This window comes from Vibrio mangrovi (assembly GCF_024346955.1).
GTDB lineage: Bacteria > Pseudomonadota > Gammaproteobacteria > Enterobacterales > Vibrionaceae > Vibrio > Vibrio mangrovi.
In genome coordinates, this window is sequence record NZ_AP024884.1 from 801955 (window position 1) to 820079 (window position 18125).

Consider the following 18125-nt stretch of genomic DNA (forward strand, 5'->3'; position numbering starts at 1 on the left):
CGCAGCTCCCAAGACACAATTACGATTTTTCGTAGCCAGATTCATGGATTTAACGACTGAGTGAAGGATCACATTTAGCCCAATACCCGCCTGTTAGACTTGAAATTTATGGTCAAAATATAATCAAAATTATTTATGAATAAACAGCCACTAATTACCTCTCTGAAAGCTTTCCCACACCATCAATACCGCAATCTCATGGAACGCCGCTACCGGATTACACTCTTGTTTAATGCCAACAAAGTCTATGACCGGGAAGTGATGGAAGGTATCGGAGAATATTTGCAAGCGTCCCAATGCAACTGGGATATTTATCTGGAAGAAGAGTTCACCACCCATCTGGAAAACTTCCACACCTGGCGGGGCGATGGTGTCATTGCCGATTTTGATAATCCGGATATCAGAGCACTGCTCGAAGAGACATCGCTTCCGGTTGTTGCAATCGGAGGCTCTTATGAGCAGGCATCAGATTATCCGGATGTTCCCTATGTTGCCACTGATAATCAGGCATTGATTGAACTGGCTTTTCAGCATCTCAAAGGGAAAGGAATTGAAAATTTTGCTTTCTACGGCATGCCGAAGGAGTCATGGCGACGCTGGTCCCATGAACGGGAGCAAGCCTTTATTCACCTCTTACGGCGGGAAGGATACACCGGCTCGGTTTATCGGGGGAACGAAGTCAGCCCACAAACCTGGCAGTATGATATGAACCGCCTCGCTGACTGGTTACAGCAATTACCGACACCGGTCGGGATCATCGCCGTAACCGATGCCAGAGCCCGGCATCTGCTTCAGGTATGTGACCATCTGAAACTGATGGTTCCGGACAAAATTTCAGTAATTGGTATTGATAATGAAGAACTGACCCGCTATCTGAGCCGGGTTTCCTTATCATCCGTTGCTCAGGGCTGTAAAGAGATGGGTTATCAGGCGGCCAAACTACTGCACCGGCTGCTCAACACCGATCCTCAGGACAACGGGCAGTTAGCCAGCCTGAGACAAACCCGCCGTCTGGTTCCTCCGACTCAGGTTCATGCCAGACAAAGTACCGACTATCAGGCTCTCAAAGATCCCTACGTCATTCAGGCAATGCACTTTATTCGCCATCACGCCTGTAAAGGAATAAAAGTCGAGCAGGTGCTCGATTATGTCGGGATCTCCCGCTCTAATATGGAAGTCCGTTTTAAAGAAGAATGTGGTCACTCCATTCATCAGGAGATCCATCACTCCAAACTGAAACAAGCCCGCCATCTGCTGGCAACAACAGCATTACCCGTGGCAGAAATTGCTGAGTTATGCGGTTATCCATCACTACAATACATGTACAGTGTGTTCAAAAAGCATCAGCGATGTACGCCGAAAGAATTCCGGAGACAACAGTCCCGGGAACAGCATCACTCCTGAAACTACTAACACACAAAAATCATCTATAAGTCTCCACCGTACCTTCTATGGTCACGGTGGACTGACTTATTGATATCTATCTGGCATCTGAAATTAGAACTGCTTTCAAGAACCTTGAATGAGCTTCAGAACTGACAGATATTACGAGTTAGGTGCTATTTCGATCAGACGTTCAAACCATAACATTTTTAAAATACTTATCGATTCCGAATTCAGTGCCCCCGTAAGTGAACCGATCGGATTTGCACCAGCCTGACATTGATTGAGTAAATGATAAATTTCTTCAGAAACCGGATAATCCACATATTTGGTTTTATGCGTTAAATAAAACTTTCTCTGCATGTTGCCTTTCTCTACTTCATCATAACTTTGAGTAAGGCGGATATAAGACGGAATAGTGACAGATAACTGTAGTAACTGGTGCTCATCAATTTCTTTTTTCCGGACAATAAAATCAGCAACAACCAATACATCCAGATCGCAGGTCAGAAAATTAACTACCGCATCAGTCACTGTGGTAACAATAGGTTCAGCATGATTGTTAAACGATGTGTTTAATAAAACCGGACAATCGGTTTGTTTACGGAATTCGTCGATCAAATGCCAGTATTTTGGATTATCTTCACGGGTAACCGTCTGAATCCGGGCGGAGTTATCTGCGTGAGTGACACTCGCCAGCCACTCACGATAAGGCTCTTTTACTGGTACAACATGTGTCATAAAATCCAGTTGGCAAATTGTTTCCGGGATTTCAAAAATTTCATTTGCATATTCGGCCAAAACAGATGGCGCGAAAGGACGAAAATCTTCGCGATGTTTTACAATACGATTAATCCGGGAGCGATTTTCAACTGGACGAGGATCGGCCAGAATACTCCGGTTTCCTAACGCCCGGGGACCATATTCTGCTCTTCCCTGACACCAACCGACAATACAGTTATCAGCCAACAGACGAGCAACTTCGGTTGCAATATCACCTGAATGAGTAATCTCAAGTAATGGCATCCATTTTTCCAGTGCTGAGCGTATTTCAGGTTCATCCCCCAGATCCGGGCCAAGAAATGGATTGAATTTAATTGGACGCGGTATCTTCACTGCTGCATCTTCTGTAGCCAATATTGCAGCCCCCAGCGCGCATCCCCCATCATGACTAACCGGAGAAACAAAGATTTCATCAAATAATCCGGCACTTAATAGCCGACCATTTGCAGCTGAGTTTTGAGCAACGCCTCCAGACATAATCAGAGAATCAGTCAGTGTTTCTTTCTGCCAGAACCCAACAATATCAAGAATAATGTCCTCAACAACCAATTGTAGTGATGCAGCCAGATCCTTGTGTGTCTGAGTGATTTCTGCATTTTTCGCTCGCGGTTCAACATGCCGGGCTAATATGCTATAGATTTCCGGAGCAGACAAAAACTCATATCGATGCGGCCCGTTTTGTCTATACAAAGACTGCACTAATGGTTTGAATTTATGAGGATCACCATATGAACTTAACCCCATTACCTTGTACTCGTCCTGATAAGAGAAACCGAGAAATCGAGTCACATTGAGATAAAAAATTCCGATAGACTGGACTCTGGAAAGAACATCCAGCATTTGAAACTCACCATCGGGATAAATACAACCAATTAATCCGGAAACTTCTTCACCGATGCCATCGGTCACAAACACAAGAGATTTCTCTGCGCCACCATATGGAAGTGCACTTTTTGCATGGCACAAGTGATGGTCATAAAATTTTAGCTTCGCAGCAATTTGGTGAAGCTCTTCATGGCAGCTAAACCCCTGAAGCCTTCGTGCAATCATGGTTCGGAGGTCCATATCTCGTTGAGGACGCCCAAGCTCGATTTGACGTATGACTGCTCCTGCGGTTAAAAACATTTCATTCAGATAAATCGCAATAACATCAATGTCATCAAGCGTGATATTCGCCTGCTGTAATACATATTTTATTGCATTTTCTGGAAATAAATTTGTGTGTTTAATACGGTTCAAGCGCTCTTCTTCTACAGCAGCGATCACTTTCCCATCAATAACCAAAGCTGCCGCACTGTCATGGGAAAGTGTCTCTGCCCACAACTGAAAGTCGTTTGAAAATAGTGTATCAATTCCCCCGGAAAGGCCTAATACTTTCATCAGTTTTCCTATTCATGTTGTCTATACTCAAATGAGTTCAAAGCATTATTCTGCAAACGTCTCAGCTGCTAAAGTGATCATTTCTCTCGCAGCTATTTAACTCAACGGTGAAAGAAGAGCGTGAGAGAATTACGTCTTCTTTCACTTGAACCACAGTTCATTTAATTGTTTCCATCAAATACTTGAGAAAACCTATATGATGGGAAAAATATTCCGTAGAAAAATATCCGCAGCCAACAATATTCTGTCGTTCCAATTCATATCCCAAAAACCAGAGCTGGCGCAATATTACAAATTCTTTTAGCAAGTCAATCGATTGAGGCGGTAAATTCCCCTGGGTTAAATAACCCTGTAAAAAAGCTTGCCGACATTCTTCCGGTTGCCAACGCAGCATACTCGCCCAACAATAAGTAGCGAGATCATATAACCGCCATCCTGGCCCACAAAAATCAAAATCGAAAAAGAATAGCTGTTCCCCGGAGATTCTCGCATTCCCTGCATGTGCATCTCCATGACATAATCCCCATGACAATGAAGAAAGAGCCTGATGTGTTAACCGCAGTTTTAAAAGTTGTTCAACCTGCTCCAATACTTGTTTGTTATCAGGAGTAATACTCTTCTGCGACATCAATTTTTCCATCGGCTGACGAAAGAGCACATCGAGATCTATCGGTTTACGTGTCTCAGTCATGGGTAACAAGTCAAAAGACTGATGTAGCTTAGCCATGTTCACACCAAAAGTTTCTGCCTGCTGGCTACTGGCATAATCCGGCGGATGCCCTGCTACCCATTCAAACAAAATCGCGTACCGTTTTCCTTCAGGTGCTTCAAATGTGATAATCGGGTCTTTTGATTCAGGTATCACCGGACTTGCAACAATCTCTGCAATCAGCCCCAATTGTTCGAGTAATTTAAGTTCTGACCGAATCTCCGCGAGGCTACGCCAACCATATCGATAAACTCGCAAAGCATAATGATGTCCGATAGTTTTAAGACGATAGGTATCATTACATCCACGAAAGAAGAACTCACAGCCGTTATATGCCGGAAGGTTAAAATACCCTGCAACAGTTGGACCTATTACATTTCCGTTAAGGCGACTCTCTATCACCGCAGATTCATTGTGCCGGGCAGTATTCACTGTATACCTCTCTTAAAACACCAGAGCTGATGCTGAAAAAATTCTGTATCAGAGCATCAAAAGAACTCATTTGAGCCAAATTGGGCTTGTAATCGTTGTTCGTTGCAAATGGAGATTATCATCAACCTCAGTTCCGATAATATGAACCCATACCGGCCCTGATGGAATATCCTGAGCTGGAATCCGGAATAAACCAATCGCATTGTCACCTTTCCAAGACCGGATAGTCTCGCCAGGCCGGTTCAGTTGCATTTCTTCAACCGACCCGGAATCAGCGTCAAGTTTGATAGATAGCATTTTCGATTTATCAACCGTATCGCCAAACATTGCCGAACCAGAATATAGTTCGACATTAAACGGCATCATATATGCCGCTAATGTTCTTCTCGCACGAAGAGCTTCCATAATTCCCTGATGTGAGCGTTCTTTGGCAAAAACAACCGTTGTTCTCAAACCAAATGGAATAAAATCAAAATGCCGGTCTGATGATGAAATAGCTGCCAGCCATTTACCGTTTGCCAAAGCATCTTCCCACTCGGGAACCGTAACCGTCTGAGTATCAAGACGCAGTTTTGGTTGTTCGCAAATCGGAGATAACGCCCATTGACCACTGATTGAGTAAAAATCAGGGCCAACCTCAGCCCCGATCCATACATCATCCTGACCATTTCCACGGTAATCAAAATAGTTCCGGGATAAAAAAGCAGGAAGACTATCACGTTTCTGCTCATTAAATTTTGGATCAACAATCAACGTTCGCCAAGGATGGGCAGTAATACCGACAGCCCCGACTTTCGCCATAAACCGCGCCAGTTCATCTGGTGTACGACATTGATCAGCAAGACAATAACGTGATTCACCCGGTGGTAAAATCACAACTCTATGCCCGTAATCTTTTTTATCTGCATCCAGCCAATAACAGCTTTGCATGGAACTACCCCACTCGTAGCCGTAAAATGTTATCATGTCCTCAGGACGATATCGTTGTGCTGATGCAATGACCTTGTGCCATTGTTGCTCACTTGCTTTTTTATAAGGTGGCAGAGGATGTCTCAGGTGTTCAGTCACGGCGGCAAAGTCAAGACCGGCCTGATAGGCTTCTGTAAACTGTTCCGATGCGGAGAATGAACGACAGCCCGGTGAGAGACATATGGAATCAAAGCTAGCTGTTTTTGAGTGAATGTGAAGATCTCCTCTCAGTTTAAACAACCGAGAATAAGGAGAGATACTGTTCTCTTGCGCTGAAACGACTACAGGCACAAATACCAGGTAAAAGGCAGAAACAGACAAAAAAAATAACTTCCGGAGTTGCCAGACAGACTTCAAAAAAATGATTTTCAACCTCACAGTCATCATTGATAATGGCATGGCCACATGGTATCAACGTCTTGTTTTGCAATCAATTAGATAAGCAGGGGATAATTTCGGTAACATGCTTTCGACAATCTCAATTAATAACTATCGCTCGGTTCGGGACTTAAGTTTTTCTCTGGAACAACTTAATTTGATTACCGGCGCAAATAGTAGTGGAAAGTCTAACTTATACCGTGCTTTAAAATTATTATCAGAAACAGCACAGCATGGTGTTGTCAACTCCCTTGCTGCCGAAGGTGGCCTTAGTTCGGCTTTCTGGGCCGGGCCGGAAAACTTCTCACAAGCCATGTATACCGATGAACAACCGGTTCAGGGCATTGCCTCAAAAACTGTAAAAAGACTAAAACTGGGATTTGCAACCGAACACCTGAGCTATGCAATTTCACTGGGATTACCAATACCATCTCATTCAGCTTTTGTTCTGGATCCCGAAATCAAGCATGAAGCAATTTGGTATGGAGAGCGTTATCGTCCTAGCACCATTCTGGCTGAAAGAAAAGGCCCACTACTTCGGATAAAAGATAAATCCAAGTGGCAAGTAATATCCCAACATGTCCACAGTTCAGTTAGCTTATTTGATCAAATCAACAACCCCGCGATCGCTCCCGACATTTTTTTATTAAGAGAATTTATTAGAAGCTGGCGTTTCTATGGCGATTTCCGTACAGATCAGAATGCACCGTCAAGACAACCCCAAATTGGCACCCGAACTCCGGTATTGCATCATGAAGGAAATAATCTGGCAGCAGCGTTGCAGACCATCCGCGAGCAAGGGGATGAACAGATGCTCGACACAACAATTGAAGATGCATTTCCAAGATCCCGGCTAGAAATATCCCGGTTAGATGATGGTCGCTTCGGGATTCATTTTCACCAGTACGGTTTACTCCGCCCACTCTCCGGTGCCGAACTGTCTGATGGGACGTTACGTTTTCTGTTATGGATAGCGGTCTTGTTATCACCATCGCCGCCACCTCTTATGGTATTGAATGAGCCGGAAACAAGTCTGCACCCAGATTTATTTCCGGCACTTGCACGGCTGATTATTCAGGCCTCAAAGAGGACTCAGGTGTGGGTTATATCTCATAGTCACGAACTGATTGAGTCCATTGAAACGCTTGTTCCGCATTCAAGAATTCAACTGGAGAAACGACTCGGAGAAACCTTAATTACTTCTCAGAATCAATTGAATATACCTCCTTGGTCATGGCCGGATCATCGCTAAACATGAATTGATTCTACTGGACTATTGCTCCAATACAGCACCATATTTAAAGTAAGGATATCAGAGATACCCAAAAATAATGTTGAATCCTACCCTTCGGAAATATTCATTTAAGACAAAACAATATGAACAATGACAATAACTATATTCGATTAAAACAGAGATATCAGGCACTGACTCAGGATCAAAAAACAACTTTTCTGGAGCAATTACAGCAGCAAGGGCTATCTATAGATTTCGACCAGCTCCACCAAGATACGACTTCTGATGATTCATCAGTCCATGCAACAACACGCCAGATTGATATCAGTTTATGTTATTTCTCTGCCGGGCAGAATGAGCATTCCTCAACACAATACCAATTTATTCTTGAAACAGCACGTGATGCGGATAAAGCAGGATTTCACGCGATCTGGCTACCGGAACGGCACTTTGCTAATTTTGGCGGATTGCACCCTAATCCTGCGGTACTGGCTGCGGCAATTGCCACCCAGACTCAAAAAATAGCAATCCGCTCCGGAAGTGTCGTACTTCCTTTACACAATCCATTACGGGTTGCCGAAGAATGGGCTCTTGTTGATCAACTTTCAGAAGGAAGAGCCGGTGTCGGTTTTGCCAGCGGCTGGCACAGCAATGACTTTGTTATGGCACCAGAACAATATACACAGAGAAAACAAGAGTTATTTTCCCGATTGGAGACCGTAATATCTTTATGGCGTGGGCAGCCCCGGATGTTACCAAATGGCGAGAACCAACTCACAGAGACACTCACCTATCCACGGCCTTATAGCAGTGAATCACTTCCTATCTGGCTGACAACCAATTCAGGAGACATGTTCGAGCGTGCAGGTCAGCTCGGCCTTCATGTATTAACATCCCTTATTACCAGCGATCTGGAATCTTGTGCCGAAAATATTCGTCGCTATAGAGCAGCTTTAAAGCAACACCATCCGGAGAAAAAAGGGAATGTCACATTATTGATGCATACCTTCCTGTTTCCCGAACATATCACATCAGATGAAACTAAAGCCATTACACAACAAATACGACAGTCATTATCAGACTATCTGAAGACTTTTTTAAGTATGAGTGAGCAATATATTGAAAACAATCTTGCCGACTCGCTGGACAACATATGGGATAATAACGCGCAGGCAGATGAGATATATCAGTATTTCTTGACCAACAAAACTCTCATTGGGTCGCAGTCCGTCTGCCAGAAAATGCTGAATCGTCTAAAACAAGCTGATGTCGACGAGGTTGCTTGTCTGATTGACTTTGGGCTTAGCAATGAATTAATCAGACAAAGCTTGTCGTCACTGTCCCAGCTTCAAAAGAAAAAAGAGAAGCAAGGACGGTAACTTGTTCAACAGGGTAAATAGAAGATTTTCAGATAAATTACAGCACCCGGCAGGTTCCTGACAGTAGTCTTACATCAATTCCCTGAGGTCCAAGGCTGTTGATGAACTGTTCTACCTGCTGAAGTTGTTTACTATCTTCAGTATGTGTTAATCCCATTAATGGTGATAACCATGGCTCCAGACCCAAAGCATAGATAAATACTTTTTCACATCCAAGATCTTTCACCATAGCCTCAGCCTGAATAGCATTACTTCCATTAAGCCTGCGTGATTCATTGGCACCTTTAGATAATTTATCCGCAAGAACAGGTTCATAGATCCAGTGCGTCGGTGCACCTTCACTTTCCATACCGACAAAAAGATAATCAACCTTTCCCGATAGCCTGAAAAAGTGCTGATAAAGTGCTGGTTCAACGTTACAAGTGTCGGCTGCAAACATTACTTTTTGTTCACCGATCGAAATCAAATAACAGCATTTCGCCTGAATATTCAGATCAGCATGTTCACCAAAAAAAGGAACGGCCTGTATAAATCCTTCAGCAAAAGTAATTAGCTCAGAGTTATCAAGTGCAACCACATGATTAAAACCACAGTTTTCTAACATGAGCTTCATAGATGGATCCTGAAGTTGCCCATTGGTAGTTGCAGGAACCACAACAGTACCAACCTTGTATCTGATTCTTAATAAAGTTTCCAGATTAAGGTGATCCATATGGCCATGAGTAATCAGTACATAATCAATATGTTCCGGTAAATCTCTGAAACAAAGCCGTTCCGGATCGGAATGGTCGTAATAACTAATCACCGGGTCAACAAGCAATGTCTTTCCCTGAGCTTCAACAAGCACACAGGCATGACCGAAGTAGTGACAACGTAGCGACCCTTGCTTATCCGGAAGCCCCATATCTGTACATTTTATCTCAGGAGATAAGAAACGTTGTTCATCAGTAAATAGCTTCCTGACTTGCTCTTCATCTTTTTCACTGACAGATAAAAGTGCTTTGATTTCAGACCATGTTAATGGCTCCAGCTCAGTCTGAAACAGTCGATCCACTCTTTTATCACGAAAAGCAACCGGCCAGTGATATCCCGAATCGGCAATTCTTGGTGTGCTCAATGTAAATGCACGCGCTTGGTGATCAATACTTAAAGAGAGGCTTTGTCGATCAGTCCGATAATATTCACTTTGATACAGTAATGCTTCCATCAACCGATAGCTCAGGTTATTGAACATATCGTAAGTCAGTTCAACATAACCTTTTAACGAAGCAGGAATATCAGAATATAACTCTGATAGGCTATGTTCAGACGGGTGATTCTGTAGCAGCCGATTTAAGTCAAGTAAGGCATCCGAGAGAACTTGCGCATCTTTCTGAGCAAGTAACTGATCCAACAAAACACAACATTCATCAAGATACTCGGGAGCCAAATCGACAAAATTGCCACCTTCCAATCGGGGAGAACGGGCTGCCATCGTATGTAATTTAGGCATTTTAATATAAGATTTCAGCAAAGGAATCTGCCGTTGAACCAAATATCTCGCAGCAGCTGCCGGAGATACGGTATATAACCAGGCATACCACTGATTGACGAGAGCTTCGACTCTGACCTCAGGCTTCAGAAAAAGCGCCGTTTCTGCCTTAAACATATTTCTAGTTTCCTTATTTTTGTTTATACAGTGATCAATTTGCTCAATTAGTAGATGTCAAATGCCAGATTTTCGAGAATTGACTCAAAATCATTCACCAGACTATCGAATACTGGTTGGGAAAAACGGCCAGAAGAAAACATTTGTTGATTTACTCTCAACTCCAATTGCTCTGCTTCTTCGCTCAGTCGTCTGAGTTGCAGATGTATCCCGGCTTCCAACTCGTTAGCAGTCATACCAAGCATGTTTGGAACGATGACATCCGAAGAAAAGGAGGCATCATAATGTATCGGTACAGCATCAGATGAAGGTGTAAACATATGATGACTCACCACATCCCTTAAGAAATACGCGCGATGGTAAGCTTCTAATGTCAATGAAACGAGTCTTTTATCTGTGACATGTGGTGCAAATTCGGCTTGTACTAAAAGTAAGTTTTCCATTGGGCCGAACATAATATCTGTACCGGACCAGTCTCGATGATCATTCAGCCAACCAACCGTTATCCGATGATTCGAAGATATTGAATCAACTGGTTTTCCACCCCGGTCATATATTTCTGAGACAGCATCAGCATGTTTTTGTAACAGTCTAAAATAAGCGGATAGGTAAATAATTTCTTTCGGGCATCCGACACTAGAAGCTAACTGTTCAATTTTCTGTTGTCGCTCAGGTGACAACGCGAATACATGACAATATGAATCAGGTTGATTATGAAAGATATACTCAGGTACCCACGCTCCGGGAGAGTTGACAATCGATACATCACTCCGGTCAAACCACCGGGTCAACAGTCGCTTCTGCTGCTGAGCAACAGGACCGCTTAACCACTTATCCATCCACTGAACAAAGTGTCTATACTGAAGCTGTGTTGGTTCTGGTCTTTTCCTGTAATTATCGCTTATCTGTTGTAGAACAAGTTCAAATGTTCGGTTATCACCGACAAGACCATGACCAACAACTTGTATTACATATCGCTCCACCACATTAACATCATTTATAATTTGTAACAGGAGCACCCGAATTAAAGCTTGATGATAGAGATCAAACTCTCTTTCCCGGTGATGCTGAAGTATCTTCGTGAGAGAATCATGGGCTAATTGATGACTCAGAATTTGGTGGCACGTGACCTCCGGCTCAATATGATCAAAAACGGACCACTCAAATGTTCCCTCACCTTTGTTGAGCAGACGGTACCGGAAAACTTCACTTTGTCTTAGCACCGATTTCACACGCTGAGATAACGTTTCCTGAGATGGCACATCGTAACCAATCTCAGAATCAACTGTAAACGAATAGCTCACGGCCCTGTTGTAATAAGATGTGGGAACAGAAGAACTAACTATCTGTCTCATCAGATATTGTTGCCGTCCAGATAGTTCGACCCGGTTATCATAAATATCCGATGAGGGAGGCCTGATCGCTTCACTCTCCCGAAGAGTTTCAATACTGGCACAGAAATCTTTCAGTACCGGAGATTCAAATATAGTCCTCAGTGGCAGCCCCATATGAAATCCAAAGCGTATGATCGACATCATCTGCGGGATCATTAGGGAATTCCCCCCCAAATCAGAGAAAAAGTTATCCTCGGGGCGAATGTCATATGCTTCAATATTACCTAAAGTCTCAGCCCAAATCGTGCTGATAAAACTTTCCAGTGGGGTCTTACCGGAGACGTTTGAACGTCCGGAGGGGATTTGACTTAGTGTCAGGTAGTCGCTCAAGAGTGCATTCCGGTCAATCTTACCATGTACATTGTGCGGCAGAGTTTCGAGCTGAAGGATCGGATTTGGCAGCATATAGGCAGGTAAATAGCAAATCAGCTCTTTTCTTAACTGTGTAATATCAACATGCGTATTCGGCTTTCCCGTAACAAATGCCACGATCCGATTTGTAGGCCGGGGCTTATCTTGGGACAAGAAAACAACACAAGCCTGATCAACCGATTGACAACGCTCCAGATTTTTTTCAATGTCACTCAGTTCAATCCGATGTCCAGACAATTTAATCTGGGTATCTTTCCTCCCTAACAGATATAGTTTCCCATTCGCCCCTACGCGAGCTAAATCGCCAGTTCGATACATTCTTGCATTTACTATATGACTGAATGGATCAGGGATAAATTTCCCGGAATTCTGGCCTGACTGGCGGATATATCCTCGGGCAACTCCCATTCCACCGATATATAGCTCTCCGACAATACCATTACATAATGGTCGTTGCTGACGATCCAGAATATAGCAATTTGTCCCCGGCACCGGCTTACCGATACTAATATCCTGAGGATCACTAATTTCTGCAAAAGTTGACCAAATTGTTGTTTCTGTCGGTCCATACATATTGTAGAGGCGGACTCCGGTCTGAAGAAGAGACGCGGCAAGTTTTTCGGTTAATGCTTCACCGCCACACAACAAAGTTAATCGATTCGCAGGCACCCAGCTTTGGTTGACAAGCATATGGTATAGCGATGGAGTTGCCTGAATGTGAGAAGGGTGCTCGGTATCGATAATTTTAATCAGGTTTTCAGGATCTTTGACCTGCAAAGATGCAGCCAGATAGACCGCACCTCCGCTAAACAGCGGCATCAATAGCTCCAGCATAAAAATATCAAATCCGACTGAAGAACAAGAGAGCATTTTACACTGCTCAGTGAACTCTAATGTTTCAGCCAGAGCCAATAACAGAATACTGACTGACTGATGAGCAACTTCAACTCCTTTCGGCCATCCTTCAGTACCACTGGTATATAATATATAAGCGGTTTCTTCCCCCGACGGCATATTGTACGGAGGTTCGGCGGCATAGGGTAAATCAGCCTGCAATGCTGAGAATGAGATATGAGAGGGTACATTTTCAATGATCTCTTTCTCTGCTGTCTCATGATGAACCAACAGATCGATCCCCGCATCTTCGAGGATGTAGCAGATACGCTCACGAGGGTAATCCCAGCTTATCGGCACAACACATGCACCAACCCTGAAAATCGCCAGAATAGCCAGAGATGTTTCAAGCTTTTCAGGCAAAAATACCGCAACCCGCATACCCGAACGAATTCCATGTGAGATGAGTCCTGCTGCCATGTGATGAACCTGACGGGCAACTTCTCCGTATGTAAAACGGGCGGTTTCATCAATCAGACACAGGTTTGACGATGAAGTCTGTACCCATTTATCAAAGCATTGCATGACATGATCATCAGAAAGACGGTGCACAGTCTCTTGCATGAGTAGACCGTCGCTCCGTCGCATGCTTTGTTCCGGCAACATAGTGTAATCACCGATCAGAGCTAATGGGGATGACAAAATTTCACTGACCAGTCTCCCCCAGCGTTCCGATAACCGACTTATCGTTTCATGGCAATACAAGTCTGTATTGTATTCCCACGCACATTTGAGGGTATTTCCAGATTCGGTAAGAGAAAGCGATAAATCGAACTTAGCCCCGGAGATACCTGTCTCAAGTTCCTCAAGTTCCATATCGCCTATAACCACATGATCAAGTTCGGTATTAAAGTATGAGAACCAGATCTGAATAATGGGCGATCTCCCTAAATCCCGTTCCGGTTGGATATCTTCGACCAGTTTCTCAAATGGATAATCCTGATGAAGATAGGCTTCTAACAAATTAGTCCGAACTTGTTCGAGTAGTTGCTCAAATGTCAGACGCTCATCCAGTTGACTACAAATGACCAGCGTATTGGCAAAACTACCGATAACCTGCTCGTCTGACAGCCTGTGTCGGTTCGCAACCGGTGTACCAACAGAAAGATCATCCCGATCCGAATGTCGCCATAACAAAATCTTGAAGATAGTCAATAGCACCATAAATAGAGTGCAGTTTTTCCCGGCAGCCAACGTTTTCAATGCTGCCAGATTCTGGCTATCTAACAGAGTAAATAGAGTTTTTCCCCGGTGTCTGTTGGGGATAATTCTGGAAAAATCAGTGGGCAGCTCAAACGGACAAATCTCATTTAATTTACGCAGCCAGTACTGTTTTTGCTGTTTCGCTTCATCACTACCTAACCAGAGGTTCTGCCATGTACTATATGAAATATACTGATTTTTAGGGAGTACAGATAAATTAGTATCTCCGTTCATTCTTGCCTGATAGAAAGACCGGAATTCTTGTAACAGGATATTCAAAGACCACCCATCAGCAATAATATGGTGTAATGTAATCAGTAACAGATGCTGATTTTCCGCAATCTGAATAAGCATCGAACGATGTAATGGACCGACACTCAAATCAAATGGCTGGCGGATAAAATATTCAACATAGTGATCGATGATTTCAGTCTGACGCTGACGATCAAGATGCCTGATATTCAGATATTCCAGTGATTCACCAAATGCAGGAGCATCCGTCAACTGAATCAAATCATTTTCGTCATCCGCTACAATACGTGTCTTGAAAACCTGATGACGCTGACCAATTGCTCTCAGAGCATATTCTAAACAACCTTTATCTAATGTTCCTCGGATAGAGACCTGTAATGGCAGGTTGTAAACGGAACTTTCCGGATTCAATTGCTCTAAAAACCAATAACGTCTTTGAGTATAAGAAACCATTGGCTTAGCGTCTTCAAGCAGTTCATCAGTTGTAAATGCTTTATCTATATAAGTTGACAGTTGTTGGTTATTTTCCGGAGTCAAATGCCCAGACGTTTCAGCGGCAAGAAGATTCTCGTGCCGTTGCTGCCTGTTTCGGACAATATTCACTAAAGCCTCAAGCTTCGGATTCTGTAACAAATCAACAACTTTCAAATGACTTTGATAGATCTGGTTCAATCTAGAAATGATCTGTACCGCTTTCAGCGAATGTCCGCCAAGAGCAAAGAAAGACTCCTCAGAATTCAACGCTTCGTCACCAAGTACATCACACCAGACTCTTCCGACAACCTGCCGGATCGCGTCCGTCGCATCATTCCTGACAGCAGCTAAAGAGCGAATATCGAAAAGTTCTCCTGATAATTCAGTATCATGTAAAGCCGCATGATGACCGGACGACTTACTCCGATAGCCGATATGACTTTCCACCATGGTCTGGGCTTTCTGTTCAAGTGCTTTCCGATCCGTTTTTCCGGTGTGTCCTAACGGTAATTGTTCAAGAACTTTCACCCATTGGAGAGGCATCCACTGCCCCTGAAATAACTCCGCGATCCGGGTTTCTGCCTGGTTGATCAGCAACGAATCACGTATTGCCACATAAGGTCTATTCGCAAAAGCATGAAAAGAAAGATCAGATAGCCCGCCATTAATTAATGAATGGCGTCTTGCCGGCAGATGATCGGCTAAAAAGTCTAACTGATATTTTTCGTCGGAGGATTGCCAGAAAACAATATCAAACTGATGTTCATCTGCGCATCCCAGACAACTCAATTCAGTCACATAATTCAGTGTCTCTCCTAGTTGAATCAGATCTTCCGGTTCAACAGATAATGAGTTATCTATATACTGCTCATCAAAAGAGGCAATAACATCGATAAGCCTCTCGGTTTTATCTCCAGAATAATCTCTCAAATAAGACCATAAAGCCAAAGTTTGAGATTTCCTGTTATCCGGTACATTCATCAGGCATATATTTTGTCCAGGATAATGTACGAGACTTGATTTCAGGCATTCCAATGAATCAACATCTTTTCCCCACTGCAAATATTGTATCGGCCCACTTTTTTTGATCGGAGCCTGAATATGAAGTACAACATCATATCTAAATTGATTCAGTTCATTATCATGATGACCGGCTTTAGGCATGATCTGCACATAATTGACAGAATCAATCCTCTGTCCGAGCCAATAAAAATATTCAGGGGTAATTGAAAGCTCACTATTTTGTCGTTGACTATTTTCAACTTCTTCAATCATCTGCGCCACTGTCATATGTTGATACGAATTACACCGCCTCATTCGCTCAAATTGAAACGCAGACTGCAATTGGTGATGTTTTACATCACCAATAAAAATATTTCCCTGTTTAATATAACTACACAGTTTTTCAATAATCCGGGTCAAATAATCAAGGTTCGGAAAATACTGTACTGTCGAGTTTAAGATGATCGTGTCAAATTCCTGTGATTCGAAAATTGAAAAATCATGAGCCGGTTGATGTAAAGTGGTCACATTTTCGATCCAGGGTGGAACCGACAGACGCTTACATATTTGGTCAATCGCCTGCCCACTCAGATCAGATGCCCAGTATCCCTCACAGAAAGGTGCAATTTGAAACAATAATAATCCTGTTCCACAACCAATATCCAAAACATACCGAGGTTTAAGCTCTAAAATTCTCTTCGCTGCCTGATGAACCTGTTCCCGCATTTCAAAATCAGGGAGCGGCTGATTCCGATAACTACAATGCCAACCCGCAATATTAAACTCATCCTCATATCCCTGGTGATAATCAAGTTCATCAACCAATTTTTGCCAGTGATTCATATATTCCTGCTCAGCGTCTGCAAAGATGAAATCTGATTCTACTGACACAAATGCCGCGATATCTGTTTTATGATTCAGAGAAACAATTGCTGCATTTTCAACACCAGGCATATTCATGAGCTGCTGCTCAAGCAACTCACAGTTAACTCTGATTCCCCGGATCTTTATCTGCTCATCCCTGCGTCCGACAATAATCAGATTTCCATCCTGATCGTAACGGCCCAGATCACCCGTCCGAAACATCTTTTTATCAGGAGTACTGGAAAAGAGATCGGTAACAAAATGCTCTGCAGTAAGCTCGGGAGATCGATAATAGCCTAATGCAATACAATCACCACCAAGATAAACTTCTCCGATCTCATCCATGCCACAATGCTGCATATCTTCATTTAGTAAGTAACAGAATATATTTTTAATCGGCCGGCCCACCGGTACAGAACTGCACTCAGTGTTTATCGTCGATACTAAATAATGATGCGAATGAATTCCGGCTTCAGTAACCCCATAAGCATGATAAAAACGACACCGCTGCGACCACTGTTTTGCCAGCTCTGGTGAACAGGACTCTCCGACACAATAAACCGTCAGTTCAGGATTGACCCAATCCGTTTTAGGAGAAAATGTACGCAGAAAAGAGGTCACAACCACCATGAAATTTACACGATACTGCTTGATCAGTTCGAAAATATACTGTGGCTGAAGATTATCCCGATCCGGAAGAATCAACTGACCACCATTAAGCAATGCACTGAGCGACTCAACCCAGAAAGCATCAAATAGTGGAGATGCCAGTTGTAATACTGTTAGTTCTTTCTGATCTGCCGCAATCTGAATCAGGTTCAAAAGTCCATGATGATCATAAAGTACACCTTTCGATGCTCCGGTAGTTCCTGAAGTAAATAAAATTGCTGCCGGTGACTGGTGATGACTGTTAATCAATGCCGAATGTCGCTCAGGGTATACTTCACCAAGTTCCGCTAAATCACAGGATATTATCGGAAGTTCAACACATTTTCCGGTCAAGAATTGGTTCTCTCCGATAACCAATTCCGGCTCAGCATATGTCGAATAGTGTTGCTGTAAAGCACTATTACCCGGTGGCAAATACATAAAAATATGATTAGATTTCAGCACCGCCAGCAAACTGACAAACAACTCGAGTGAAGGAGGCAAGCAGACGGCTATCGGGCGCTCTGCATCAACCTGCTGCTGAATAATTCGCTGACATAGCCTATCCGAGAGATGATCAAGTACTCCATAAGTCAACTTTTTATCATTCGCGACCAATGCAACTTGTTCCGCATGGTCTTGGGCATAGTGGCTAATTAGCGCGTCAATACGCTCCGATACCTTAGATAATTTATTTTTCACAATGATATTTTTCTTCTTATTCAAT

At 43.2% G+C, this 18125-nt stretch carries 8 protein-coding genes; 3 read left to right on the forward strand and 5 right to left on the reverse strand.

The features are described 5' to 3' along the window. The first annotated feature begins 135 nt into the window (after window positions 1-135). Window positions 136-1404 (forward strand): XylR family transcriptional regulator, encoded by a 1269-nt coding sequence (locus OCU74_RS19825; protein WP_234993617.1) that lies wholly within the window; start codon window positions 136-138, stop codon window positions 1402-1404. Between the two features lie 141 nt (window positions 1405-1545). Here the strand turns inward: OCU74_RS19825 and OCU74_RS19830 are convergent, their stop codons facing one another. The 3 genes from OCU74_RS19830 to OCU74_RS19840 form a co-directional block, all read right to left on the reverse strand. After that, window positions 1546-3546 (reverse strand): carbamoyltransferase family protein, encoded by a 2001-nt coding sequence (locus OCU74_RS19830; RefSeq protein ID WP_087482163.1) that lies wholly within the window; start codon window positions 3544-3546, stop codon window positions 1546-1548. A 157-nt stretch (window positions 3547-3703) separates the two neighbouring features. Beyond that, complete coding sequence (locus tag OCU74_RS19835; RefSeq protein ID WP_087482164.1) at window positions 3704-4687, reverse strand: phosphotransferase enzyme family protein; 984 nt, start codon at window positions 4685-4687, stop codon at window positions 3704-3706. Window positions 4688-4753: 66 nt separating this feature from the next. Continuing rightward, complete coding sequence (locus OCU74_RS19840; RefSeq protein ID WP_143693277.1) at window positions 4754-5947, reverse strand: CehA/McbA family metallohydrolase domain-containing protein; 1194 nt, start codon at window positions 5945-5947, stop codon at window positions 4754-4756. 172 nt (window positions 5948-6119) lie between these two features. Here OCU74_RS19840 and OCU74_RS19845 point away from each other — a divergent pair, with 172 nt between their 5' ends. Beyond that, the gene (locus tag OCU74_RS19845) at window positions 6120-7286 is read left to right on the forward strand and encodes an AAA family ATPase (RefSeq protein ID WP_087482166.1); all 1167 of its coding nucleotides are present in this window, start codon (window positions 6120-6122) and stop codon (window positions 7284-7286) included. A gap of 125 nt (window positions 7287-7411) precedes the next feature. Further along, window positions 7412-8647 (forward strand): MupA/Atu3671 family FMN-dependent luciferase-like monooxygenase, encoded by a 1236-nt coding sequence (locus OCU74_RS19850; RefSeq protein WP_087482167.1) that lies wholly within the window; start codon window positions 7412-7414, stop codon window positions 8645-8647. A gap of 37 nt (window positions 8648-8684) precedes the next feature. Here the strand turns inward: OCU74_RS19850 and OCU74_RS19855 are convergent, their stop codons facing one another. Both OCU74_RS19855 and OCU74_RS19860 read right to left on the reverse strand, forming a co-directional pair. Then, on the reverse strand, window positions 8685-10295 hold the full coding sequence (locus OCU74_RS19855; protein WP_087482168.1) for an MBL fold metallo-hydrolase: 1611 nt from the start codon (window positions 10293-10295) through the stop codon (window positions 8685-8687). A 47-nt stretch (window positions 10296-10342) separates the two neighbouring features. Then, window positions 10343-18100 (reverse strand): non-ribosomal peptide synthetase, encoded by a 7758-nt coding sequence (locus tag OCU74_RS19860; protein ID WP_143693279.1) that lies wholly within the window; start codon window positions 18098-18100, stop codon window positions 10343-10345. Window positions 18101-18125 lie beyond the last annotated feature (25 nt).

Coding starts and splice junctions, on each gene's coding strand:
- OCU74_RS19830 (WP_087482163.1), bottom strand. CDS start 3,546: ATGAAAGTATTAGGCCTTTCCGGGGGAATTGATACACTATTTTCAAAC.
- OCU74_RS19850 (WP_087482167.1), top strand. CDS start 7,412: ATGAACAATGACAATAACTATATTCGATTAAAACAGAGATATCAGGCA.
- OCU74_RS19845 (WP_087482166.1), top strand. CDS start 6,120: ATGCTTTCGACAATCTCAATTAATAACTATCGCTCGGTTCGGGACTTA.
- OCU74_RS19825 (WP_234993617.1), top strand. CDS start 136: ATGAATAAACAGCCACTAATTACCTCTCTGAAAGCTTTCCCACACCAT.
- OCU74_RS19855 (WP_087482168.1), bottom strand. CDS start 10,295: ATGTTTAAGGCAGAAACGGCGCTTTTTCTGAAGCCTGAGGTCAGAGTC.